The sequence below is a fragment of the Geothermobacter ehrlichii genome (assembly GCF_008124615.1).
GTDB lineage: Bacteria > Desulfobacterota > Desulfuromonadia > Desulfuromonadales > Geothermobacteraceae > Geothermobacter > Geothermobacter ehrlichii.
This window is the reverse complement of sequence record NZ_VNIB01000001.1, coordinates 37,631-59,775: the sequence shown is the minus strand read 5'-3', so window position 1 is coordinate 59,775 and position 22,145 is coordinate 37,631. Positions and strand designations below refer to the sequence as shown.

18 protein-coding genes and 1 other RNA gene are annotated in these 22,145 nt (G+C 63.6%); 12 read left to right on the top strand and 7 right to left on the bottom strand.

Going from position 1 to position 22,145, the window contains the following annotated elements; all coding sequences use genetic code 11:
- Positions 1-129: 129 nt before the first annotated feature.
- The 3 genes from gltB (at position 130) to EDC39_RS00230 (ending at position 7,068) form a co-directional block, all read left to right on the top strand.
- Positions 130-4,548: a glutamate synthase large subunit gene (gene gltB, locus EDC39_RS00240; protein WP_148894575.1), complete on the top strand. Its 4,419-nt coding sequence runs from the start codon at positions 130-132 to the stop codon at positions 4,546-4,548.
- A 136-nt stretch (positions 4,549-4,684) separates the two neighbouring features.
- Positions 4,685-6,082 (top strand): glutamate synthase subunit beta, encoded by a 1,398-nt coding sequence (locus EDC39_RS00235; RefSeq protein ID WP_148894092.1) that lies wholly within the window; start codon positions 4,685-4,687, stop codon positions 6,080-6,082.
- Positions 6,079-7,068 carry a nucleoside recognition domain-containing protein gene (locus EDC39_RS00230; RefSeq protein WP_148894091.1) on the top strand — a complete coding sequence of 330 codons (990 nt, stop codon included), beginning with the start codon at positions 6,079-6,081 and terminating at the stop codon, positions 7,066-7,068. The genes EDC39_RS00235 and EDC39_RS00230 overlap by 4 nt, the downstream gene beginning before the upstream one ends.
- Positions 7,069-7,209: 141 nt before the next feature.
- On the opposite strand, the gene EDC39_RS00225 is transcribed toward EDC39_RS00230, so the two are convergent.
- A complete protein-coding gene (locus EDC39_RS00225) occupies positions 7,210-7,590 on the bottom strand; it encodes an OmpA family protein (protein ID WP_187426557.1) in 381 nt (126 codons plus the stop codon).
- Positions 7,591-7,657: 67 nt separating this feature from the next.
- Between EDC39_RS00225 and msrB the strand changes: the two genes are divergently transcribed.
- The 5 genes from msrB to EDC39_RS00200 all read left to right on the top strand — a co-directional run bounded on the left by msrB (position 7,658) and on the right by EDC39_RS00200 (position 11,193).
- A complete protein-coding gene (gene msrB, locus EDC39_RS00220; protein WP_222862818.1) occupies positions 7,658-8,200 on the top strand; it encodes a peptide-methionine (R)-S-oxide reductase MsrB in 543 nt (180 codons plus the stop codon).
- A gap of 2 nt (positions 8,201-8,202) precedes the next feature.
- A complete protein-coding gene (locus tag EDC39_RS00215; protein WP_148894088.1) occupies positions 8,203-8,778 on the top strand; it encodes a hypothetical protein in 576 nt (191 codons plus the stop codon).
- 122 nt (positions 8,779-8,900) lie between these two features.
- Positions 8,901-9,722 (top strand): universal stress protein, encoded by an 822-nt coding sequence (locus EDC39_RS00210; RefSeq protein ID WP_148894087.1) that lies wholly within the window; start codon positions 8,901-8,903, stop codon positions 9,720-9,722.
- Between the two features lie 36 nt (positions 9,723-9,758).
- A non-coding RNA gene (gene ssrS / locus EDC39_RS00205) (6S RNA) lies at positions 9,759-9,939 on the top strand.
- An 81-nt stretch (positions 9,940-10,020) separates the two neighbouring features.
- The gene (locus tag EDC39_RS00200) at positions 10,021-11,193 is read left to right on the top strand and encodes a TraB/GumN family protein (protein ID WP_148894573.1); all 1,173 of its coding nucleotides are present in this window, start codon (positions 10,021-10,023) and stop codon (positions 11,191-11,193) included.
- Here the strand turns inward: EDC39_RS00200 and EDC39_RS00195 are convergent.
- Positions 11,169-12,893 (bottom strand): L,D-transpeptidase family protein, encoded by a 1,725-nt coding sequence (locus EDC39_RS00195; protein ID WP_187426556.1) that lies wholly within the window; start codon positions 12,891-12,893, stop codon positions 11,169-11,171. The genes EDC39_RS00200 and EDC39_RS00195 overlap by 25 nt on opposite strands.
- A 174-nt stretch (positions 12,894-13,067) precedes the next feature.
- Between EDC39_RS00195 and EDC39_RS00190 the strand changes: the two genes are divergently transcribed.
- From EDC39_RS00190 to EDC39_RS00175, 4 genes are all read left to right on the top strand, one after another.
- Complete coding sequence (locus tag EDC39_RS00190; RefSeq protein WP_148894085.1) at positions 13,068-13,883, top strand: rhomboid family intramembrane serine protease; 816 nt, start codon at positions 13,068-13,070, stop codon at positions 13,881-13,883.
- A complete protein-coding gene (ybaK, locus tag EDC39_RS00185; protein ID WP_148894084.1) occupies positions 13,880-14,362 on the top strand; it encodes a Cys-tRNA(Pro) deacylase in 483 nt (160 codons plus the stop codon). Before EDC39_RS00190 ends, ybaK begins: the two co-directional genes overlap by 4 nt.
- Positions 14,363-14,370: 8 nt before the next feature.
- Positions 14,371-15,207 carry an SIR2 family NAD-dependent protein deacylase gene (locus EDC39_RS00180; protein WP_148894571.1) on the top strand — a complete coding sequence of 279 codons (837 nt, stop codon included), beginning with the start codon at positions 14,371-14,373 and terminating at the stop codon, positions 15,205-15,207.
- Positions 15,208-15,559: 352 nt separating this feature from the next.
- Positions 15,560-16,987, top strand: a complete 1,428-nt coding sequence (locus EDC39_RS00175) for a nicotinate phosphoribosyltransferase (RefSeq protein ID WP_148894083.1) — start codon at positions 15,560-15,562, stop codon at positions 16,985-16,987.
- Positions 16,988-17,001: 14 nt separating this feature from the next.
- Here EDC39_RS00175 and EDC39_RS00170 read toward each other — a convergent pair whose 3' ends face one another.
- From EDC39_RS00170 to EDC39_RS00155, 5 genes are all read right to left on the bottom strand, one after another.
- Complete coding sequence (locus EDC39_RS00170; RefSeq protein WP_148894082.1) at positions 17,002-17,877, bottom strand: AsmA family protein; 876 nt, start codon at positions 17,875-17,877, stop codon at positions 17,002-17,004.
- A 196-nt stretch (positions 17,878-18,073) separates the two neighbouring features.
- Positions 18,074-19,264: a M24 family metallopeptidase gene (locus tag EDC39_RS00165; RefSeq protein ID WP_148894081.1), complete on the bottom strand. Its 1,191-nt coding sequence runs from the start codon at positions 19,262-19,264 to the stop codon at positions 18,074-18,076.
- A 291-nt stretch (positions 19,265-19,555) separates the two neighbouring features.
- Positions 19,556-19,702: a hypothetical protein gene (locus EDC39_RS15230; RefSeq protein ID WP_187426554.1), complete on the bottom strand. Its 147-nt coding sequence runs from the start codon at positions 19,700-19,702 to the stop codon at positions 19,556-19,558.
- 191 nt (positions 19,703-19,893) lie between these two features.
- Positions 19,894-21,243, bottom strand: coding sequence for a multiheme c-type cytochrome (locus EDC39_RS00160; RefSeq protein WP_148894080.1), 1,350 nt, complete (start codon positions 21,241-21,243; stop codon positions 19,894-19,896).
- Positions 21,244-21,425: 182 nt separating this feature from the next.
- Complete coding sequence (locus EDC39_RS00155) at positions 21,426-22,145, bottom strand: TIGR02266 family protein (protein ID WP_148894079.1); 720 nt, start codon at positions 22,143-22,145, stop codon at positions 21,426-21,428.

Here is a 22,145-nt window from a genome sequence, read left to right as displayed (position 1 = left end):
CGGCAGCCGAAAGGCCGAAATTTGTCTTTATGCCGTCTACGGGGTATGAGTACCCTGACTCTGCGCCATCCCCCGACCACAGCCCAGCGACAGTACGTCGAATCGCGACAGCCGGCAAAGGATGCATCGATGAACCTGGGAGAACAGTTCAAGGACAGTTGCGGCATGGGCCTGGTGGCCCATCTGAAGAATAGCCCCGGCCACGACCTGGTCGAAGACGGCATTCGCGCCCTGAGAAGGATGGTTCACCGCGGCGCCATCGCCGCCGACGGCAAGACCGGCGACGGCTGCGGCCTGCTCTGTTCGATGCCGGTCGCCTTCATGCGTCGGGTCGCCGAAGAGGAGGGTGTCTCCCTGCCCGATACCTTCGCCGTGGCCACTCTCTTTCTGCAGGATGCAGAAAAGGAAAAAACCGTCTTCAGCGAGAGCTGCGCCCGCAACGATCTGCGCGTCCTTCTGTTCCGGGAGGTTCCGGTCAACACCAGCGCCCTGGGCGACTACGCCCGCCAGCGGCTGCCGGAAATCGTCCAGGCCTTCGTCGTTCCCAACGAGCTGATCGCCACCCGCCGCTTCGATGCCCTGATCTACCTCAGCCGGCGCGAAGCCGAAAAGGCGCTGGCCAGCCAGCATGATTTCTATATCGCCAACTTTTCCCGCCACCTGGTCTCGTACAAGGGCCTGGTGATGCCCGACTACCTGCAGGAACTCTATCCCGACCTGCAGGCGGCCGATTTCGCCTCCAGCTTCGTCCTCTTTCATCAGCGCTTTTCCACCAACACCCTGCCGCGCTGGCCGCTGGCCCAGCCCTTGCGCAACCTGGCCCACAACGGTGAAATCAACTCGATTCGGGCCAACCGCTTCAACGCCCTGGCCAAGTCGGCAGCCATGAAAAGCCCGGTCTTCTCCGAAGAGGAGCTGGAGCGGCTGCTGCCGATCCTGGCGCCGGAAGGCTCCGACAGCGCCAGCCTCGACAACATGTTCGAGTTTCTGCTGGTCAACGGCATCGACTTCTTCAAGGCGGTACGCATGCTGATTCCGCCGGCACGACACAACGTCGCCCACATGCCGGCCAAGCTGCGCTCCTTCTACGAGTACACCTCCGCCGCCTGGGAGCCCTGGGACGGCCCGGCCGCCGTCTGCATGACCAACGGCCGCTACGTCGGCTGCGTCCTCGACCGCAACGGGCTGCGACCGGCCAAGTGGGTCATCACCACCGAGGACAAGCTGCTGCTGACCAGCGAATACGGGGTTCTCGGCACGCCGCCGGAAAAGGTCCGCCGGCGCGGCCGGCTGCAGAGCGGCGAAATGATCGCCGCCGACCTCGAGCAGGGGGAAATCTTCTTCACCCGCGACATCGACCGCTACCTGATGAATTCCCAGCCCTACAGCCAGTGGCTGACCGACAACACCTACTACCTGCAGGAATTCATCGAACTGCAGTTCCAGGACCTGTCCGACTACGACTACCCGGATCTGCCGCGGCTGCAGCGCTACCACAACGTGACCAACGAGACCGTCGAGCAGATGATCAAGCCGATGCTGCGCGACGGCAGGGAGCCGACCGGCTCCATGGGGGACGACACCCCGATGGCGGCCTTTTCCGACCAGCAGCGCAACTTCGCCGACTTCTTCCGGCAGAAGTTCGCCCAGGTGACCAACCCCCCCATCGACCCCTACCGGGAGAAGGTGGTGATGTCGACCACCATCGGCATCGGCGAAATCGGCAATCCGCTGATCGAGACTCCCGACCGGGGAAAGCGCCTGAAAAGTATCTCGCCCATCCTCTCCCTCGACATCTTCAAGGCGCTGCTCTCCTTCGGCGACCCGGACAGGCCGCGCTACGATCCGGCTTACCGGCACCAGACCTTCAGCACCGGCTTCCGAAAAGACCTGCGCCAGGCGCTGACGACCCTGGGCGACCGGGTGACCGAAGCCGTCCGCGACGGCGTGCGGGTGGTGCTGCTCGACGACCGCTGCCTCGACACTGAGACCCGGCTGATTCCGATGCCGATGGTCGTCGGCTATCTCAACCAGCGGCTGCTCGATGAAAAGCTGCGGCACCTGGCATCGCTGGTCGCCATCACTGGCGAGGTGACCAATCCGCACCACGCCTGCGTGCTGATCGGCTACGGCGCCACCGCCATCTATCCCTGGCTGGTCTACGCCACCGGCCTTCAGATGCTGCGCCGCAACGGCGCCGACAACCGGGCCACCCGCATCGGGCTGAAGAACATCTACGACGCCCTGACCAAGGGGATTCTCAAGGTGATGTCGAAGATGGGCATCAGCACCGTCTCCAGCTACCGCAACGCCGCCCTGTTCGACATCATCGGCCTCTCCGAAGAGGTGGTGGCAAGCTGTTTCCCCGCCTCCCCCGCCCTGCTGCCCGGTCTGGGATTCGACGACCTGGAAGAGCGCATCGCCAGGGTCCACCGGAAGGTCTTTGCCGAAAACCGACTGCTGCCGGTCTATCCGCTGGAGGTGGGCAGCCTCAATCGGGACAATCCGGGCGGCGAATACCACGACTTCCATTCGCGCATCATCACCGGCCTGCACGCCTTCGCCGAAAGCCGGCGGCGGGAGGACTATCTGAAAGTGCGCCGCATGCTCGAGAACCGCGGCGAAAAGTTCGTGCGCGACTTTCTGCACCTCACCAGCGACCGGCCGCCGATTCCCGTCGAGGAAGTCGAGCCGGTCGAGGCGATCACCCGCCGCTTCGATTCGGCCGCCATGTCCCTCGGCTCGATCTCGCCGGAGGCCCACCAGGCCCTGGCCGAGGCGATGCGCATCCTCGGCGGCTGCTCCAACAGCGGCGAGGGCGGCGAAGCCCCCGAGCGGCTCAGGTCGAATCTCAACAGCAGGATCAAGCAGATCGCCTCGGGACGCTTCGGCGTCACCCCCGCCTACCTGCGCAGCGCCGAAGAGATCCAGATCAAGGTCGCCCAGGGAGCCAAACCGGGCGAAGGCGGCCAGCTGCCGGGCGAAAAGGTCACCCCCCTGATCGCCTCGCTGCGCTATACCATGCCAGGCGTCACCCTGATTTCGCCGCCGCCGCACCACGACATCTATTCGATCGAGGACCTGGCCCAGCTCATTTTCGACCTGAAACAGGTCAACCCGAGCGCCAGGGTGAGCGTCAAGCTGGTTTCCAGCGAAGGGGTCGGCACCATCGCCGCCGGGGTTGCCAAGTGCTACGCCGACCGGATCATCATCTCCGGCAGTGACGGCGGCACCGGCGCCGCGCCGCAGACCTCGATCAAGCACGCCGGCAACCCCTGGGAACTGGGACTGGCGGAGGCGAACCAGAGCCTGAAGGCCAACGACCTGCGCGAGCTGGTCGAACTGCAGACCGACGGCGGCCTGAAAATCGGCCGGGACATCGTCAAGGCGGCCCTGCTCGGCGCCGAATACTACGGCTTCGGCACCCCCCTGCTGGTGATGCTCGGCTGCAAGCTGCTCCGGATCTGCCACCTCAACCGCTGCACCGTCGGCGTCGCCACCCAGGAGGAGGTGCTGCGCAGCCACTTCGTCGGCACGGTGCAGAAGGTGGTCAGCTATCTGACCAACGTCGCCGAGGATGTGCGGGAAATCCTCGCCGGCCTCGGCTACCGTTCGCTGGACGAGATCATCGGCCGGGTCGATCTGCTGCGGCCCAGCGACAGCGAACTGGCGAAGAAATTCGATTTTTCCGCCGTGCTGAGCCATATCGAGGGGATCAACCGCAAGACCAGGGAGAACCGGCCCTTCGACGACAACGCCTTCGAGAAGGATCTGCTGCGCGAAGTCGATCCGGTCATCAAGAACCCGCAGGAAGAGATCGTCGTCGAACGGGAAATTCTCAATACCAACCGCTCGGTCGGCGCCCTGATCAGCGGCGAAATCGCCCGCTACTACGGCGACACCGGGCTGCCCAAGGACGCCATCACCCTGCGCCTGAAGGGTGTGGCCGGCCAATCCCTCGGCGCCTTTCTCATCAACGGCGTCAGCATCTTTCTCGACGGCGTCGGCAACGACTACGTCGGCAAAGGCATGGCCGGCGGCCGCATCATCATCACCCCCGGCAACTACTACGAGGGCGTCGCCGGCGCCGGCAACACCTGCCTCTACGGCGCCACCGGCGGCAAGCTGTTCGTCGCCGGCACCGTCGGCGAACGCTTCGCCGTGCGCAATTCGGGGGCTTTGGCCGTGGTCGAGGGAACGGGGGATCACGCCTGCGAATACATGACCGGCGGCACCGTGGTCATCCTCGGCGACACCGGCATCAACTTCGGCGCCGGCATGACCGGCGGCGTCGCTTTCATCTACGACCGCAAGAAGGACTTCATCGACAAGCTGAACACCGAACTGGTCGAGGCGCGACGGATCGACGTCGACGAGGACAACGAAGGCAAGCTGTACCTGAAGAAGATCCTGGTCAGCTACCACAACCGAACCCGCAGCCCCAAGGCGCGCTACATTCTCGACAACTACCGCGAAGAGCTGGCCTATTTCTGGATGGTGCGGCCGCGAGACATGAAAGCGCCGCTGAATCCGAAGGAAGGGGACTGAAAAGCTGTTAGCTGTCAGCTGTAAGTGACGAAGTATTTGCCAGGCTTCAGGGTCATCGACGGCGGCGGTGTCCGCTGTCGATGAAACACCACCAATGGCCTAAAGATGTTCGCCGCCAACGAAGCACGGAGCAGCCATGCAAGGTTTCATCGACACAACCCGCGAAGAGCCGGAAAAGCAGGACGTCAACCTGCGCATCCGCAGCTTCGAGGAGATCTACCGTTTTTTCAGCAACCGGACCGTCGCCCGGCAGGCCGAACGCTGCGTGCAGTGCGGCGATCCCTTCTGCACCACGCTGGGCTGTCCGCTCAACAACCACATTCCGCAATGGCTGGAAGCGATAGCCGAAAAGGACCTGGAAAAGGCCTTTCTGCTGTCGAACGAAACCTCGCCCTTTCCCGAAATCCTCGGCCGCATCTGCCCGCACAACCGCCTGTGCGAAGGCGCCTGCACCCTGGATGACGGCTACGGCGCCATTTCGATCGGCGCCATCGAGGCCTCGATCACCGATCTCGGCTTCGCGGCCGGCTACACCCTCCCTTTTCCCGGCATCTCCACGGGCAAGCGGGTGGCGGTGGTCGGCTCGGGGCCGGCCGGCATGAGCTGCGCCCATTTTCTGCTGCGCGCCGGCATCGCCGTCGAGATGTTCGAACGCTCCGACCAGCCGGGCGGCCTGCTCACCTACGGCATCCCCGGCTTCAAGCTCGACAAGGAGCTGATACGCCGCCGCTTCGACATTCTCACCCAGGCGGGACTGAAACTGCACCTGAACACGGCCATTGGCAGCGATAAACCGCTGCAGAAGCTGCTCGACTCCTTCGACGCTGTCTTTCTCGGCCTCGGCTGCACCAGCGGCAAGCGGGCCGGCATTCCCGGCGAAGACCATCCGCAGGTCTTTCTGGCCATGGAGTTTCTCACCAACGTCCAGCGACGGCTGGCCGGACTCTCCTGGATGGAGCGCTTCGGCGTCCTCGGCAAGCGGGTGGTGGTGGTCGGCGGCGGCGATACCGCCATGGACTGCGTACGCACCGCCGTGCGCGAAGGCGCCGAGAGCGTTGTCTGCCTCTACCGCCGGGACGCGGCCAACATGCCGGGAAGTTCCAAGGAGTTTCACAACGCCGCCGAAGAAGGCGTCCAGTTCATGTTCACCGAAGCACCCAAACGCATCGTCATCGGCGAAGATGGCGAACTGGTCGGCATCGACGCCATCCGCACCCGGCTGGGCGAGCCGGACACCGACGGACGCCGGCGGGTGGAGGAGATCCCCGGTTCGGAGCACTGCGTGGCCGCCGACGTGGTGATCATGGCCCTCGGTTTCGACCACGAACCGCAACCGTTTCTGAGGGATTTCGCCATCGAGCTGGAACGCTGGGGCAACATCCGGACGGACGAAAACGGTGCCACCAGCCATCCGAAGATCTTCGCCGGCGGCGACTGCCAGCGGGGTGCCGATCTGGCGGTGACCGCCGCCCTCGATGGCCGTCGGGCGGCGCTGGGCATCATCGAGCGTCTGCTCGGTCCGGCGACGCCATGAGCGGAGTGTCCGCCCCGGCGGGCGGTTTCCGGCAACAGGTGAGCTCCCTGCTGAAAGACAGCGTCGCCCTCTACTGGGAACTGGTGCGGATCATGGTTCCGGTCATGCTCCTGATCCGCGTCGCCGTCCTGCTCGGCGTCATCGAAGTCTGCGGCCGACTGATCGATCCGCTCATGAGCTGGGTCGGCCTGCCGGGAGCCATGGGAGTTGTCTGGGTCACCGGCATTTTCGTCAACATCTACGGCGGAGCCGCCGCCCTCATCTCCCTGCTGCCGGACCATCCCCTCACCGTCGCCCAGGCGACGGTGCTCGGCTCGATGCTGCTCGTCGCCCACGCCATCCCGCTGGAAGGGCGCATCGCCCAGAAATCGGGGGCGGGCCTTGTTTTCATCTGCCTGTTCCGGCTCGGGGTCGCACTCGCCTACGGTTTTCTGCTGACCCGCCTCTACGCCGCCTTCGATCTGCTGACCGAACCGGCGACCATCCTTTTCGCCCCGGCGAACGCTCCGGTAACGGACTGGGGAAGCTGGCTGCTTGCGAGCCTTCGCTCCCTGCTCTCCATCTTCTGGATCATCCTCGCCCTGCTGACGACCCTGAAACTGCTCGACCTGTGCCGGATCACGCCGCTGATCGCCCGCTGCATGGCGCCCCTGCTGCGCCTTATGGGCATCAGCGACAGGGGCGGCTCGATGACCATGGCCGGCCTGCTGCTGGGACTCTCCTACGGCGGCGGCCTGATCATCAGGGAATCCCGCGCCGGAAACCTGCCGGAAACCGACATCTTTCTCGCCCTATGCTTCATGTCCATCTGTCACAGCCTGATCGAGGACACTCTCTTCGTCATGGCGATGGGCGCTCATGTCACGGGCGTGCTTTTCGGCCGTTTTCTCTTCTCCCTGCTGGTCATGGCGCTGCTGGCCAGGCTGGTGCACGGCATGTCCGAAAAGACCTTTCACGCCTGGCTGTTCCGCCCAAGCAAATCCTGAAAATCACCAGCCAGCCAACTATCGGGTGGTGTGGATGTGGCCCCCCGACGAACCTTTTCCACCAAATTGAAGAGGGGCGGGCACCTGCGACGGCCGCCCCTCTTCAATGCTTCAAGCCTGGCAGGGTGCCGCAATCCGCCGTTACTCCGGCGGCAGAACACAGCAGACGAGTTCGACCCGACGGTTCCGGTAGCGGCCTTCCCTGGTCCTGTTGCCGGCGACCGGCCGGGTCATGCCGTACCCCCTGGCGATCAGCCGCTTGCCGTCGATGCCGTAGTTGGCGATCAGGTCGTCCCGCACCGCCCTGGCCCTGGCCTCGGAAAGCTTCCGGTTGTATTCCGTCGTGCCGGTATGGTCGGTATGGCCGGCGATGAGGATGAAGGGAATCTGCCGATACTCGCGGATGAAGGCGGCGGCCTTGTCCAGCTCGGGCCTGAACTCGGGCTTGATGTCGGCTTTGTCGAAATCGAAGTTGATGTGCAGCGTCAGCTTGAGCGGGCAGCCGTTCCGGTCTACGGCCACCCCGCGCGGGGTGTCCGGCACGAAAACAACGACTTGTGCTAGACTGAAAAAACCGAGGAGGTCTGCAATGAAACGCAGAGAACTGCTCAGAGGACTGGTCATCGTCACCGTTCTGGCGGCAAGCGGCGGCATCATACTGCGCCGGGCCCGGGCGGCGGTAAAAAAACTGAAGGTATTTTCACTGGCGACGGGGGGGTACGTCATGACGGAGAAGGTAAGCAAGAGCGAGGCGGAATGGCGACGGCAGCTGTCGCCCGAGGCCTATCACGTTACCCGGGAAAAAGGGACCGAGGCCGCCTTCAGCGGCACCTACTTGAACCATCACGAAACGGGCATCTACCGTTGTGTCTGCTGCGACCTCGAGCTGTTCGACTCCGCCAGCAAGTACGATTCGGGCACCGGCTGGCCGAGCTTCTCCCGCCCGATCGCCAAGGAGAACATCGCCCTGGTCCGGGACACCAGCTTCTTCATGATTCGCAACGAGATCGTCTGCGCCCGCTGCGACGCCCATCTGGGACACGTGTTCGACGACGGGCCGGAACCGACTGGCAAACGCTACTGCATCAACTCGCTGGCGCTGACGTTCGTGCCCGAAAAAAGAACGGGCTAGCCATGCGCCGGCAAACGATCATCGGACTGCTGCTGGTGCTGCTGACCGGCTGTGCGGTTCCGGCACCGCTTCCCCCCCTGCCTTTCCCGCCGGATATCGGCCGGGTTTCCGGGCTGGCCCTGCCCCGCATCACCTGGGACAAGGGCAACCGGCCGGACGTCTTCTGCGAACCGGACATCGGCGACGCCATCCACCGGCAAATGCGGCGCAAAGCCGCACAGCGTGGCTACCGGGTCGTCCGCATGACCGTTCCCCGGCTCGACAACAGCTATGCCCCGGACCCTGTCGCCGCCTGGCCGGCGGAGCAGCTTCTCGCCGCGACGCCATCCGGCGCCGACATGGTCATGCGGGTGCGGGTGACCGAATATCTCGATGCCTCCCTGTGCGACAACAGCCGTCAGGGGACCAGCCTCGACATGACCGCCGTCGCCGAAATCTTCGCGCGCGGCCGTCACGAACCGGTCTGGCAGGTCACCGGCCGCTGCAGCATCCTTGGCGGCAACACAGCGGAAACCGTCTGGCTCTGCGTTGCTGAACTGACCGACGCGCTTGTCTCCCGCCTGCCTCCCCCACCCTGATCGTCAGCTCGCGAAAAGACCGCAAAAACGCTTGCCAGGCAACCTGACCGGCTCTACCATTAAAGCTCTGCGCAACCAGCATGGCGGCAGATATCCTCTTTTTCTTTCGGGAGGCACACAGCATGACCAGGCCCCTGTTCCACGTCTTTCGCAATGCGCCCTACGGTCGGGAGACCCTGCTCTTTTCGGCCTACACCTGCCGCCGGCTGCAGATTCCGCTGCGAATCTACCTGCCGCAACAGCCCCGTTTCCTCTTCTACTTCGAGCAGGACATCGTCCAGGTCGACCTCGACCAGAGCTACCTGCGCCGGCCGGAAACGGCCCGCGACAACGTCGAGGCGCTGCTGCGGCTCGGTCCGCCGCTCGAAACCGGCTTCGTCGAACCCGAAACCTTCACCGCCACCGGTCTGCCCGATCTGCCGACCGATTTCGGCATCATGGCCTGTCCCCGTTCGATGACCAAGGCAAGCGGGCCGGTCGGACTCGGCCTGATCGGCCCCAAAGTCCGCCGCATCATTCTCGCCGCCCCCTTTCCGGTGCTGATTCCACCGGGGGTCTACAAACCATGGACCAACCTGGCCGTCCTCTACGGCGGCTCGAAGCTGGCCGGCCAGGCCGTCCGGCTGGGCCGGCAACTGGCCGATCGCAGCCAGGCTCCGCTGCAGGTCATCAGTTTCGGCGACCGGAACGACCTGGCCCGTCAGGCGAAAGAACAGGGGATTCTTTCCATCCTGGAAGAGTGCGACTGGCAGGTGCGGCCCGGCAAGCCGATCCGGGAAGAACTCGACGTGGTACCGCACGACGCCCTGCTCCTGCTGGGGGCCTACGGACACGGACCCGTCCGCTCCCTGTTTGGCAGCACCATGGAGGATGTCCAGGCGGAGTTGCCCAATCCCCTGCTGGTCGTCGGCCCCCGCTGCCGGATTGAATCGGTTTTTTCTTGAATAGGGGCCCGCACTTTTCTATACTGAAGCTGGATCAGCTCTCTGCCTTGCAGGTGAGGCCACAAGACCCCGGCGGTATAGGTTAGAGAAAGGGGCTGTTTCAGCGGTGTTGTGAGCAAGCCCGCCACGTAGCGGGAAGCCTGATGCATCGACAAACGGCTCCACCTATTAGGGAGTCGCCAGAGGCTCCGCGGCCCACGGCAAAGGCGGAGAGCAGATTTACGGGCGCTGTACAGGCGCCTTTTTTCATGCGGTAGCGCCGCGTCAGCCTTCTTCGATGGAAACGACCTCCCGACCGATGAACGACAGCAACTCCGACCTGACCCATCTCAACCTGGACGACCGCGAGATTCTGCTGCTGGGAACCGCCCACATTTCCCGGGAATCGGTCGAGCTGGTCCGCACGACCATCGAGCGGGAACAGCCGGACACGGTCTGCATCGAACTCGACGAACAGCGCTACCAGGCCCTGCGCAACAGCAACCGCTGGGAGACCCTCAATCTCTTCCAGGTCATCCGCCAGGGGCAGGCGCCTTTTCTGCTGGCCAATCTCGCCCTCGCTTCCTTCCAGAAACGCATGGGATTACAGACCGGCATCAAGCCCGGCGCCGAACTGGCGGCAGCGGCGGAAGCCGCCGAAGAACACGGGCTCGACGTCCGCCTCATCGACCGCAACATCCGCACCACCCTGCTGCGCGCCTGGCGCAAAACCGGCTTCTGGCGCAAGATGATGCTGCTGTCGACCCTGATCGCCAGCCTGTTCGAAAAGCAGCAGATCGACGAAGAAGAGCTCGCCCGACTGCGGCAGACCGACACCCTGTCGGCCATGCTCGAGGAGATGGGCGACGCGCTGCCCAACGTCAAGCAGATTCTGGTCGACGAGCGGGATATCTACATGGCGGAAAAGATCCGCCGGGCGCCGGGCAAAAAGATTCTCGCCGTCATCGGCGCCGCCCACAAGCCGGGCATCGTCTCCCGCCTGCAGTCACCACCGCAACCACAGCTGCTCGACGAACTGGACCACATTCCGCCCAAGCCGGCCATCTCCAGGGTTCTGCCGTGGCTGATTCCAGCCGTGGTTATCCTGCTCTTTGTCCTCGGCTTTTTCTACGGAGACACCGATAACATGGCCGACGCCGCCGTCGCCTGGATCCTGGCCAACGGCCTGCTCTCCGCCGCCGGGGCGCTGATCGCCTTCGGGCATCCTCTGACCGTCGTCTCGGCCTTCGTCGCCGCGCCGATCACCTCCCTCAACCCGACCATCGGCGCCGGCATGGTGACCGGCCTGGTTCAGGCCTTCATCGCTCCGCCCAAGGTGCGCGACCTGGAGCGGGTCGGCGACGACCTGGCGACCCTGCGCGGCTGGTGGAGCAACCGGGTCACCCGCGTGCTGCTGGTTTTCTTCTTCTCGTCCGTCGGCTCGGCCATCGGCACCCTGGTCGCCTTTCACTGGCTCAAGGACCTGCTCTGAGCCGAGGCTTCGCCGGCCGATCTCGCCCCCGCCCCCGCCCACTGCACCGCCAGCCCGCCGCCGGTCAGACGCCGCCGCCAGGCCAGCTCCAGGTCGGCATCACGCTGGTAGACATCGTTGCGGTAATTTATCTGCCCGTTGGCGTCGACCCAGGCCGTCCAGTAGACGATATGCACCGGAACCGGTTCGTCCAGATCGACCCGCAGCGGCTCGGGGCTGTCCATGGCCTCGATGATCCGCTCGCAGTTCCAGCCGTTCTTTTCCAGCAGGTAGAGGGCCAGGTCGAGAGGCCGCTCGACCCGGATGCAGCCGGAGCTGAACAGGCGGTCGATCCGGGCGAACAGGTGCGGCGAATCGGTATCGTGCAGATAGACCGCGTATCTGTTGGGGAACATGAACTTGACCCGCCCCAGGGGATTCCAGGGGCCGGGCCGCTGCCGCAGGATTCCGGGGAAGTTGCCGGGCCGAACCCGCCGCCAGTCGATGGCGCGGGGATCGATCAGGCGCTCGCCGTCCCCGCGCCAGGAAACGATTTCGAAGTGGTGGCGCGTCAGCCAGCCGGGATCCCGGCGGATTCTGGGCAGTTTGTCTTCACGGAGAATGGTCGCAGGAACGTACCAGTAGGGGGCGAATTCGAGATAGCGCATGGTGGCGGCGAAACTCGGCGTCTTGCGGTAGGGCGTGCCGACGACCACCGGCATGCTCATGACGATCTCTCCCAGCTCGATGATATCGAGCCGAAAAGCGGCGATGTTCACCCGCAGGTAGCGTTCACCATAGTTCCGCGATTCACGGCGCCAGCGCCAGAGATTGATTTCGATCTGCCTGATGCGCTCCTCCACCGGCCGGTTCAGCTCGGCCAGGGTCAAGGGGCCGAGCACGCCGTCGTCGCGCAGGCCATGCCGACGCTGAAACTGCTTCAGGGCGCGCACCGTCAGCGGTCCGAAATTCTCTTCCCCCCAGGCGGCATAGGGCTCGAGGTCGCCGCCGTAGTAGAGGCGCTGCCGCAGCACGGCAAGTCGCGAATCACGCATGCCGGGTCGCAGAACCGGTCCGGGCGGTATCGGCGGCCAGCCGCCAAGAGCGGAGAGCTTACGCAACCGCTGCAGCTCCTCCAGCAGACTGACGAACGGCTGCTGGTCGGGATCGAGCCCGCGCAAAGCCTCGGTCAGCAGGCCGTTTCGCAGGCTCTGTTCGAGAAAGAGCACCAGCGCCCGGTCCCGGTCGATCCGCCCCCGGGCCTGCACCCGGGGCGGCCGCCAGCCGGACAGGTCGTCGGCCAGCCGCAGAAAGGCGTCGGTCAGCAGCAGCTCCATCAGCGCGAAATAGGTGGCATCGAACAGCACGCCGTGACGCAGGGAGTCGGCCTCCATCAGCAGCAACGGCTCCAGCTCCTGCAGGTGGTAATGGTTGCCGCAGAGCCCGAAATCCCCCGCCCCCCGCAAAAACTCGATCAGTTCGCGAGCCCGGCCGTCGAGGCCAAGGTCGGTGACCCACGCCGGCCGGAACTGCCGCTGCCGATAGAAGCGGCGGACCAGGTCGCCCCAGGCCAGTCCAGGCACCGCCGGCAACAGCGCCGCCGCGCCGGTGTCATCGTCCAGAACGATCCGCAGGATGCCCGCGACCTCTCCCGGCAGGGAGGCTGCCGGCGCCGGCCGGAGAAGAAACGCCGGCGCCAGGGCGAGCAGGAAAAGAAGCACGACAACCCTTCTCATGTTTTTCAGCATATCAGACCGTCATCACTTCCGGGCCGACCGGCTTGAAGAGAGGGGAAATTTTTGTCATAGTTTGACGAAACCGGGGCTGACCGATCCTGCCGCGTCCGGCCTTTCCACCCCCTTGTCCCCGAACGGGCAACCAACCGAAAGACGACCATGAATTTGACCGAACTTTTCCGCCGTCTCGGCCTGAACACACCGCGCTGGCAATGGCGCGCCACGCGCTGGGAAAGAGCGATGCACCGCTTCCTGCGCGGCGAACTGCCCGCCAGCGGCATCCGGGTGAGCCGGGCGTTGATCGGGGCCAATATCGTCTTCTTTGTCCTGATGCTGTTGCAGGGACTGCTGGCGGGCCTGGGCCTGCGGCCCCTCTTTTCGCCGGACGGCTACCTGCTGATCCACATGGGCGCCCAGTACTGGCCGCTGGTGCTGGCCGAAAACGAATGGTGGCGCTGCCTGAGCTACGCCTTTGTTCACGGCGGCGTTCTGCACCTGGCCTTCAACATGGTGGTCCTGTACCAGGTGGGGCCGCTGGTCGAAAGCGAAATCGGGCCGATGCGCTTTCTGACCCTCTACACCCTCGCCGCCCTCACCGGCTCGCTGGCCGACTATTTCTGGCATCCCATGGCGCCGGTGGTCGGCTCTTCGTCGGCACTCTTCGGCCTGATCGGCTTCGCCGTCATCCATTATCATCGGCTGGGCGACAACCTTTCGCTGCAGCGGCGCAATTTCATGCTGCAGTGGGCCGTCTTCGCCTTCGTCTTCGGCCTGCTGGTCGGCGCCGACAACGCCGGTCATCTCGGCGGCGCAGCCGGCGGCGTCCTGTTCGGGTTGCTCCTGCCCAAGAGCTGGCAGCTGCGCAAGGCCACCGACAAGGTCTTTCGCCTGCTCGGCGGCCTGAGCCTGCTGCTGCTGGCCGGCAGCCTGCTGCTGACCGCCGCCTCCTGGTTCATTGACAGGGGGGCGGCATGAGCAGGGAGAAGATTCCATCAACACCGGCCGTCCGCCTGTTGCGCCGGCACAAGGTCGATTTTGTCCCCTGCTTCTACAGCTACGAGGAACATGGCGGCACGGCCGTCTCGGCGCGGGAGCTGGGAGTCGACGAGCACGTCGTGATCAAGACCCTGATCATGGAGCGGGACAGCGGCGAACCGCTGGTCGTGCTGATGCACGGCGACCGCCAGGTTTCAACCCGCAACCTGGCGCGAACCATCGGCTGCAAATCGGTCCGGCCCTGCGATCCGAAGACCGCCAGCCGCCATTCCGGCTACCTGGTCGGCGGCACCTCGCCGTTCGGCACCCGCAAGGCGATGCCGGTCTTCATGGAACGCTCGATTCTCGACCTGCCCACCATCTACATCAACGGCGGAAAGCGGGGATTCCTGGTGGCCCTGGCCCCCGCTGACGTGCAGAGAATTCTGCAGCCCGTCCTGGTCGACGTGGCGCAATGATTCAGGATATCGCCATGCAGGAAGCCTTGAAAAAAGCAGCGGACGCCATCGCCGGCGCCGAAGCGCTGGTCATCACCGCCGGCGCCGGCATGGGAGTCGACTCCGGACTTCCCGACTTTCGCGGCGACCGGGGGTTCTGGAAGGCCTACCCGATGTACGAAAAGCTGGGCATCAACTTCGTCGCCGCCGCCAACCCGGAACACTTCGAGCGTGACCCCGCCTTCGGCTGGGGCTTCTATGGGCATCGCACCAACCTCTACCGGCAGACCGAACCGCACGCCGGGTTCGCCATCCTGAAGCGCTGGCTCGACGGGGCCGGCCGAGACGGCTTCGTCGTCACCTCCAACGTCGACGGCCAGTTTCAGAAAGCGGGCTTCGCCGAGGAGCAGATTCTCGAGGTGCACGGCTCCATCCACCACCTGCAATGTCTCATCCCCTGCCGGCAGGCTATCTGGGAGAACGACGAACAGTTCGAGATCGACTTTGCCACCATGCGTTCGGCGACCGTCCCGACCTGCCGGTTCTGCGGCGGCACCGCCCGGCCCAATATCCTGATGTTCGGCGACTATTCCTGGCTGCCGGGGCGCAGCCACGGCCAGCAGATGCGCTTCGATCTCTTCTGCGACCAGCACCGAGGCAGGCCGCTGGCTGTGATCGAGATGGGCGCCGGCACCGCCATCCCTACCATCCGCCACCTGAGCGAGCGGATCGGCGCCTGGCCTGAAGCCACCGTCATCCGCATCAACCCGCGGGAAGCACAGATCAGGCCGCCGCACATCTCCCTGGCCTGCGGCGCGCTGGAGGGGCTGCAGGCCATCGACCGACTCCTGGCGGTAGTGGGCTAAAGCACCGAAGCGATCAGGGCGTTGAAAAACGTCATGCGGGCAGGCGAAACAAGGCGAAAACAGTCGATAAAGGCAGTTTACGCTATCAGTAAATGAGCATTTCGAGGCTGTTTTCAACGCATCCCTGAGTTCGTGAGCCCAAACCGAACAAGAGAGTGGACGTGCTTGACCTGAATGAGCGTTGCAAAAAATCTATAGATGCACCCGCTGGTTCATCGGTGATTTCTGCGATGCTCAGGCAGGTCAATAACGTGTGCCATCTGCCGGTTGTGGGCTTGCGGACTCAGGGTCACGCCAACCGCAACAGTTTTTCAACACTCTGCTAGAATGGAAGCAGGAAAGGAAAAGGTCAATGACCACCACAAGAACCAGCCCCCTGCTGACCGATCTCTACGAGCTGACCATGCTGGCGGGTTACCACCATCATGGCATGCACCGCGAACCGGCCATCTTCGACCTCTTTTTCCGCGAGACCCCCTTTCACGGCGGCTACGCCGTCTTCGCCGGCCTGGAGCCGGCACTCGACGCCCTGGAAAACCTCCGCTTCAACAGCGAGGAGATCGCCTACCTGGAGAGCCTGAATCTCTTTTCAGCCGACTTTCTGGACGAACTGGCGCGCTTCCGTTTTACCGGCAGCGTCAGGGCACCGAAGGAAGGGACGCCGGTCTTCGCCAACGAGCCGATCCTCTCGGTCGAGGCGCCGCTGGCCGAAGCGCAGCTGGTCGAAACCCTGCTGCTGAACATCATCAATTTCCAGACCCTGGTGGCGACCAAGGCCGCCCGCATCGTGCGCGCCGCCGGCGAGGCACAGGTTCTCGAATTCGGCCTGCGCCGGTCCCAGGGCCCCGACGGCGCCATGAGCGTCGCCCGGGCCACCTGCATCGGCGGCGTCGGCAGTACCAGCAACGTGCTGGCCGGCATGAAATACGGCCTGCCGGTCAAGGGAACCCACGCCCACAGCTGGGTAATGGCCTTCGATGACGAGCTGAGCGCCTTTCGCGCCTACGCGCGAAGCTTTCCCGACAGCTGCATTCTGCTGGTCGACACGGTCGACACCCTGAAAAGCGGTCTGCCCAACGCCATCACTGTCGCCAGGGAGCTGCGACAGCAGGGACACGAACTTTTAGGCATCCGCCTCGATTCCGGCGACCTGGCCTGGCTGAGCCGCCAGGCACGGCGGATGCTCGACGAGGCCGGCTTCCCCGGCGTCCGCATCGTCGCCTCCAATGAACTGGACGAAGAGGTCATCCGCACCATCCGGGAAGAAGGGGGCCGCATCGACATCTACGGTGTCGGCACCCGGCTGGCGACCTGCGCCGGGCGGGGAGGAGGCGCCCTGGGGGGCGTCTACAAGCTGGTCGCCATTCGCAACCAGCCGAAAATGAAGCTGACGGCGGACATCGCCAAGGCGACCCTGCCGGGGAGAAAAGACGTCTGGCGTCTCTGCGACGAGAACGGCGAAATCATCCAGGATGTCATCGCCACGCCGGGCGAACAGCCGGCAAGGGGGATGACGGTCTACGATCCGGTCAATCCGACCCGTTACCGGAGGCTGGAAGAGAACTTCGAATGCCGGCCGCTGCTCGACACCGTCATGCGCGACGGTCGCCGAACCCGCCCGGCCCCCTCCCTGGACACGTTGGCGGCTTTCTGCCATCAGGAGCTCGACCACCTGCCGCAGGGAACCCTGCGCTCAGTCAATCCGCACCGCTACAAGGTGTCGATCAGCCCGGCGCTGCACGAGCTGCGGGAGGACCTGCGCCGCCAAATGCAGACCTGACGGGGTGTTGAAAGCTACTTCTTGTCACCGAACAAACCGCGCAGCCCCTCCAGCGCCTTGCCCGCCTGCTCTTCGACGGCCTTGTCGACCTCCGGCGGCAGCGGCATTTTCTGCAGCTCCTTCTTTACCTTCGAGGCCGCCTTCTCGACCTCGGCACTCGCCTTGCCGACCAGCTCGCCCCTGACGGTGTCGAGCCCCTTCAATTCGCCCCTGAGCAGAGCCGCCAGTTGCGGCGAAAGATCGGCGCTGCTGCTGGCGGCGGCATCGAGCAGGGTCTGAACGACGGTCCGGATCAGCTCGGGAAGCGTCATGCCTCCCTGTTTACGCCCCAGGTCACGCAGCTCGATTTTCGGCAGCACCAGCCGGACCCGGGAGGATCCCCCGAGCAGGCCGAGCCGGGCCGAAACCACCACATCCTCGATGGCGAAGTGTTCGATGACGAACTTTCTGCCGGTACCGCCATCGCCGGTCTCAGCCGCCGCTCCTCCCCGCCCGGCGGCCCCCCTGGTCCTGGCCAGCAACGGTTGCACATTGTTCTTCTTGCCGCTCTGTTCGAGATCGATGCGAATGCCCGCCAGCCGCACCGCCGGCACGATCACCGTATCCTTCATCAGCGAGCCGAGGGAAACGGCGACCTGACCGGAGCCTAGTGACAGGAAGCGGTCGCTTTGGAACCCGGGCGGATTGGCGATTTTCAGGTTGCTCAGTTCGATCTTGCCGCCCAGAAGCGAGATGTCGATCCGCTCCAGGGTGGTCGGCACCCCCAGCGCCTCGCTACCGCCGTACTCGATCGCCCTGCGGGCGATGCTGTCGACATAGAAAAGGCTGCCGGCGACCACCGCCGCCAGAATGATCACCAGGACCACGACCACCTTGACAAGGGCTTTCATGATTGCCTCCCCGGTTGCTGGTTCTCCCCTACAAGGCTAATCGGTCGCCGATGGTTTGCAAGCCGGTTTGGCAGGGAGTTGAAAAACGTTATGAGAACACAAGGCGGGAACAGCCGAAAAAGCGCCGTTGACATGCCGGCAAATGAGCATTTCAGGGCTGTTTTTTCACGCCAACCGCAATCGTTTCCCCCTCCTGTCAGAGCACCTGCAGCTTCTGACCGGAAAAGGTAAGGCTTTTCAGACCGCCCTCTTCGACCCAGAAGGTGTTTTCCACGCCGACGGCGCCGAGACCGGGAAAGACGATCTTCGGTTCGAAGGCAAAGGTCATCTTCGGCTGCAGGTGCATATCGGCGAAACCACGGGCAATGAAGGGATATTCGTCGAGTTCGACGCCGACACCGTGCCCGACGAAAGCGACCCGGGCCCCGGGAGCTCCCATGAAATGATCGGCGTACCCCATGTCGGCGGCCATGTCGACACAGAAATCGTACAGCTCTTCCCAGCTCGCTCCGGGGCGGGCCTTCTCTGCGAAGGCCTGTTGCAGCTCCAGCATGTCGGCGTAGCCCCGTTCCAGCCTGTCATCGAGGCCGCCGATGCAGAAGATCCGGGTCTGGTCGACCAGGTAACCGTCGAAACAGGCGACGAAATCGACCGTGATCGGCTCGCCGGCCCGGATGGTCTTGTAGCTCGCACCCTGCGGAAAAGAAGGGGTCAGGCCGACACCGCCGAGAGGCGTGTCGAAACCGCTCGGAACGGCGCTGTCCGCACCGGAAAAGGCATGTCCGTAGAAGATCTCGCTATTGAAGCTGCGCATCCGGATCATCCCCTGGTGCCCGGCCTTGCGCGCCTCGTACTCCAGTTCGGCAGCCAGGTCCAGGTCGGTCATTCCCTCGCGAATGACTTCGGCGGCCCGTCGGGCCACCTTGTCGGCGATCAGGGCGGCGTCCTTCATGATGCCGATTTCGTAATCCGACTTGATCGCCCGTACGGTCCGGATCAGGGGGGTGGCATCGTCGATCGCCGCCCCCGGCAGCACCTTTTCCAGCCGGCGGCAGAACTGCACCGGCAGCACGTCGAGCTCGAGCCCCAGCCGCTGCGGCAGGACGTAACCGTAATCCCGCACGATGCCGGGAAGCTCGCGCGGACTGTGCAGGGGAATCACCTCTTTCAGACCCGACTCCATGCGGGCCCGTCCATGGTCCCGACGCACCATGTAGAGAGGTTCGCCGGCGGCCGGGACGTAGAGCAGTCCCTGCTGGATTGAACCGGTAAAGTAGAACAGGTCGGCGTTCTGGACCATGAGCACCGCGTCCAGCCCGGCCTCGGCCATCAGGCACTGCAGCCGCCGGCAGCGGTCGTTCAGTTCTGTCGTCGGAGTAAGTCGCATCGCTTCAGACCTCACGGGGGAATCAATTTCGCCTGGAAAAGGTATTCTGGCAGGCACGAAGGGAGTTGTCAATGAAGACCTGAAATGTCTTTAATAGGTTCCAAAATATGTGAATTTTGAAATAGTTAGCGGCTATCACAGATCGGTTATTGCCTAAATTATAGGCAAATTGCTATTTTCCAAGGTCGATTGAACGACTTGTCCGGTCGGCCGACGATTTTCCACAGGGCTATCCACAGCCGGCTGTTGACGACTGAATAGATACGGACCCTTCCGGCGCAATTATCCCTTTCAGCCTTCGTCGTAACGGCAGCTCAAGTCTTCTCCCTGGATCAGTTCGGAGCAATCCTCGCAGACCGGCTCGCCGTTGTCTTCGCGGATCAGCAGTTCTTCTTCGGGAAAGAGCATACGGCAGTTGTGGCAACGTTTTTCGGCCATGGCAAAACTCCTTTACGCATTCTGCATGAATGACATTATATCTGAATCCGCAACATGAGTTGACAAGGTGGGTCAATTTTACTTTTCCACGATCTCACGATCTCCGTGTTCACCAGTCCCTAAAGAGAGGGGCCGGCCGGGATAAACCCGACCGGCCCCTTTGCGCTCCCTTGTGGCAAAGCAGACGGACATTACTTCACGTCCTGGTTGTAGCGCTCCTTGTAGTATTTCTTGATCTGCTCGATCCGTTTCGGATCGAATCCCTTGGTGAACCACTGGTGTTCCGGCCGACCGTCGATGTACTTGGCCAGGATCTTCTCGTACACCTCGGGCTTGCCGGCCTTCTCACAGGCCTCCTTTGCCTTGGGCAGCAGGTGGTTGTAGAAGGCCTTGGCCATGTCGTAGATGCCGTGCCACCAGGCGTAGTCGGGACCGCTCATGGCCGCCCCGTGACGGGCACGCCTGCCTTCGTGGTGCCAGAGCTCCCAGTAGATCCAGTCGATTTCGTCGTCGAAGTTGCCCTTGCTGATCACGCCCTCTTCCATCAGCAGGTCGCGGATCTCCTTGGCCGGAACGGCGAACTTGTCGTTGTAGAGACCGATGAACGCATCGAGCTGCTGGTAGAAGCCCTCGACGAAGGGGCTGCTGTGACAGGCCGAGCAGACATCCTTCATGCTGTCGAGCTTCTGCTGCCAGTTGTCGGTACGCTTGGAAACAGGTGCCCGCAGGTTCCAGGAAAGTCGCGTTCCGACGTCATGGGTCACACCCTGGTTCGGTGTGGCGCTCATGTGACAGGTGGCGCAGGTGGGCGCATCGTAGTAGTCCTCGCCTGCAATCCACTTGGGATGATCCATATTGAGATCGTCCTTGAAGGCGCGATAGAGAATGCCGTGCTTCGATTCTTCGTAGACTTCCTTCTGCGGATGGTCGGGGCCGAGATGGCACTTGCCGCAGCTTTCGGGCTGACGGGCCTGCTCCTTGCTGAAGCGATGCCGGGTGTGGCAGGCCGAACAGGTTCCCTTGGACCCGTCCGGATTGATCCGGCCGATTCCGGTGTTGGGCCAGGTGGCCGGATCGAGGGAACCGTCCTCCCTGACCTTGACGATGGAGCCGTGGCACTGCCGGCAACCGACAGCGACGGCCGGCTCGCCGCCGATGGTCTGGCCGAGCAGACCGTCCTTGGTGTTCAGTATGTCGCCGGCCTTGGCGTGGTGGCTGGCTTCCTGCTCGGCGGCTTCCCTCGGATGGCAGGCGCCGCAGTCACGCGGCGAAACGATCACCGCTACCTGGAAGCCATAATGCTCCATGGCGTCCGGATCGGACTTGTCGGCCTTGTGGCACTCGTAGCAGCCGACACCGGCGTTCCAGTGGGCGCTGTCTTCCCACTGGCTGACGATCCCGGGCATCCCCTCGTGGCAATCGAGACACTGGGCCGTCTCTTTCGAAATCCTCGGTTCCTTGGCCGAAGCGTTGCCGGCAAAACACAGCCCGGCAGCAGCCAGAAGCAACGCCATCAGCGTCAACCGTCCTACTCTCTTCATGTCAAACCTCCCTTTCGTTGCTTACCTTGAGTCGCTGTGGAGCCGTCAGCTCCATCGTTTCCGATAAAGATTAGCCACCTTTCAGGGAGATGCAATTGACTCAGGTCAAAAAAAGAAAAATCCCGCAACAGGGACGGGAGCAAAAAGGACAAGGCTTGCACCAAGCAAGCCGACAGACGGTTTCAGTTATCCATCTCTTCCATCAACTGCCGGCGAACAAAGGCGCGGATCGCCCGCAGATCGTCGAGGGAGAGATCGACGAACTGCACGCCCATGCCGGTGGGCAATTCCGGCTTGACTCTTTCGTCGTCGTCATTGATCCAGGCGACCCGGGCCCGGGCGACGACCGGCCTGTTGCGGTCCGGAAACACGAAAGAAAGGCGCAGCTCGGTGTCGACCGGCAGCGGGTGATCGGTGACCAGAAAGAGGCCGCCGGTACTCAGGTTGATGCTGAAGTCGGTCAGTTCTTTCTCCGGGCCGTTGCCATAACGAACCTGCAGGCGGACCGGTACGCGGGGGGCGCGCCTTTCCTGCAACCCGAGATAGCGGCTGGCGACGGCGGTGAACTTGTGGCGGTTGACCGGTTTGAGCAGCACATCGTCGCAACCGGCTTTCCGGCAGCGCTGCAAATAGTCTTCCCGCCCGCCATGGGTAACCATGACAATCGGGATATGGGCAAGTTCCGGGTCGGCCTTGATGCGCATGCAGGCCTGATCGCCATCCATGACCGGCATGAACAGGTCCATGAAGATCAGGTCTGGGCGTTCCCGGCGGGCGATCTCGACCGCCTGCGCCCCGTTGCGCGCCACCAGCAGGGTCACGTTGGCGCGATGAAAAAAAGTCTTTTCCAGCTCGACAAAGAGCTCGACATCATCGACCAGCAGAACCTTTTTTCGTTCCAT

Excerpts from the sequence above, each read along its gene's own strand:
- EDC39_RS00170 (WP_148894082.1), bottom strand. The coding sequence starts at position 17,877 with ATGAAAGCCCTTGTCAAGGTGGTCGTGGTCCTGGTGATCATTCTGGCG.
- EDC39_RS00210 (WP_148894087.1), top strand. The coding sequence starts at position 8,901 with ATGACCAGGCCCCTGTTCCACGTCTTTCGCAATGCGCCCTACGGTCGG.
- EDC39_RS00200 (WP_148894573.1), top strand. The coding sequence starts at position 10,021 with ATGAACGACAGCAACTCCGACCTGACCCATCTCAACCTGGACGACCGC.
- EDC39_RS00175 (WP_148894083.1), top strand. The coding sequence starts at position 15,560 with ATGACCACCACAAGAACCAGCCCCCTGCTGACCGATCTCTACGAGCTG.
- EDC39_RS00155 (WP_148894079.1), bottom strand. The coding sequence starts at position 22,145 with ATGGAACGAAAAAAGGTTCTGCTGGTCGATGATGTCGAGCTCTTTGTC.
- EDC39_RS00165 (WP_148894081.1), bottom strand. The coding sequence starts at position 19,264 with ATGCGACTTACTCCGACGACAGAACTGAACGACCGCTGCCGGCGGCTG.
- EDC39_RS15230 (WP_187426554.1), bottom strand. The coding sequence starts at position 19,702 with ATGGCCGAAAAACGTTGCCACAACTGCCGTATGCTCTTTCCCGAAGAA.
- EDC39_RS00230 (WP_148894091.1), top strand. The coding sequence starts at position 6,079 with ATGAGCGGAGTGTCCGCCCCGGCGGGCGGTTTCCGGCAACAGGTGAGC.
- EDC39_RS00190 (WP_148894085.1), top strand. The coding sequence starts at position 13,068 with ATGAATTTGACCGAACTTTTCCGCCGTCTCGGCCTGAACACACCGCGC.
- gltB (WP_148894575.1), top strand. The coding sequence starts at position 130 with ATGAACCTGGGAGAACAGTTCAAGGACAGTTGCGGCATGGGCCTGGTG.
- EDC39_RS00235 (WP_148894092.1), top strand. The coding sequence starts at position 4,685 with ATGCAAGGTTTCATCGACACAACCCGCGAAGAGCCGGAAAAGCAGGAC.
- EDC39_RS00215 (WP_148894088.1), top strand. The coding sequence starts at position 8,203 with ATGCGCCGGCAAACGATCATCGGACTGCTGCTGGTGCTGCTGACCGGC.
- EDC39_RS00160 (WP_148894080.1), bottom strand. The coding sequence starts at position 21,243 with ATGAAGAGAGTAGGACGGTTGACGCTGATGGCGTTGCTTCTGGCTGCT.
- msrB (WP_222862818.1), top strand. The coding sequence starts at position 7,658 with ATGAAACGCAGAGAACTGCTCAGAGGACTGGTCATCGTCACCGTTCTG.
- ybaK (WP_148894084.1), top strand. The coding sequence starts at position 13,880 with ATGAGCAGGGAGAAGATTCCATCAACACCGGCCGTCCGCCTGTTGCGC.